At 57.1% G+C, this 1,439-nt stretch carries 1 protein-coding gene; it reads left to right on the top strand.

The genetic code is table 11. The features are described from left to right. Position 1: 1 nt before the first annotated feature. A protein-coding gene (locus CE491_RS03775) for an IS3 family transposase (RefSeq protein WP_234407505.1) occupies positions 2-1,439 on the top strand; the annotation gives its coding sequence in 2 pieces (ribosomal slippage) (positions 2-474 and positions 473-1,439; 1,440 coding nt annotated over the 2 pieces). This gene is flagged as partial in the annotation.

Below are 1,439 nucleotides of genomic sequence, written 5' to 3' on the forward strand. Positions count from 1 at the left end.
CATAAAAGTGGGGAAACGCATCGGGGTAACGATTCGTCAGTTGGGCTACCCGACGAAGAACTCTTTGAAGAGCTGGCATGCAGAGTATGAGCGATGCCTCGACCTGGCGCGTGGCTACAAGACCTCGAGGTCGAAGTACTCACGCGCCCAAAGGGAAAAGGCTGTCGAGTACTATCTCGAACACGGTCGCAGCATCGCCGCTACCGTCACGGCGTTGGGCTACCCAGCACGGGATTCGTTGCGTGCCTGGATTTACGAATTGCACCCCGAGTTGCATACGCGTGTCGTTGGCCGATCTGACGGGTTGGCCCGCCCGGCAGCGATGAAGCATGCAGCGGTCATCGCGCTGTGCACGCGAAAAGAAAGTGCGAAAGCCCTGGCTGATAAACTAGGCGTATGTAGGCCGACCTTGTACCACTGGAAAAACCAGCTACTCGGCCCAGAGGTATCTGCATCCATGAAACGCCGACTAGAACCCATCGTCATTGGAGCAAGAAGAGTTGGAACGACAACTCGAATCTCTCAGGCTCGCCGTGCGCCGTCTGCAGCTTGAGCACGACCTGTTGATGAAGGCGAATGAACTCATAAAAAAAGATACGGGCATCGACCGGCAGATCCTGACCAATCGGGAGAAGACATTGCTGGCTGATGCCCTGAGACAGACGTACTCCTTGTCAGAGCTGCTTGAGGCGCTGGGCTTGGCCCGAAGTTCCTATTTCTACCATCGAGCCCGAATGCAGGTGGCGGAAAAATACACCGACGTGCGTCGTGCGATGGCAGACATCTTCGAGCGCAATCATCGCTGCTATGGCTACCGACGGATGAGGGCTTCGCTGAGCCGGCAGCGCGTGCATTTGTCAGAGAAGGTGGTGCAGTGCTTGATGAAGCAGGAGTGCCTGGTCGTCGCCAAGCCAAAACGGCGTCGATACGGTTCCTACCTCGGGGAGATCAGTCCCGCGCCGGAAAATCTCGTCAACCGGGACTTCACAGCGGTTGCTCCGAATGAGAAATGGCTGACTGACATCTCGGAGTTCCAGATCCCGGCCGGCAAGGTGTACCTGTCTCCAATCATCGACTGCTTCGATGGAAAGGTTATCAGTTGGTCGATCGGCACGCGGCCCGACGCCGAGCTCGTGAACACGATGCTGGATGCCGCTGTCGAAACGGTGGCCGGCAACGATAAACGGCCTGTGGTTCACTCCGATCGTGGCGCGCACTACCGCTGGCCCGGCTGGCTATCGCGCATCGCTGATGCGAAGCTGATTCGTTCGATGTCGCGCAAGGGCTGCTCACCAGATAACGCGGCTTGTGAAGGCTTCTTCGGCCGGCTGAAAGCGGAGCTTTTTTATCCTCGCAACGGGCAGTCAACGAGCATCGAGCAGTTCATTCAGGCCCTGGACTCATACATTCGCTGGTACAACGAGAAACGCATCAAGATT

The sequence above is a fragment of the Pseudomonas bohemica genome (genome assembly GCF_002934685.1).
In the GTDB taxonomy this organism is placed as follows: Bacteria; Pseudomonadota; Gammaproteobacteria; order Pseudomonadales; family Pseudomonadaceae; genus Aquipseudomonas; species Aquipseudomonas bohemica.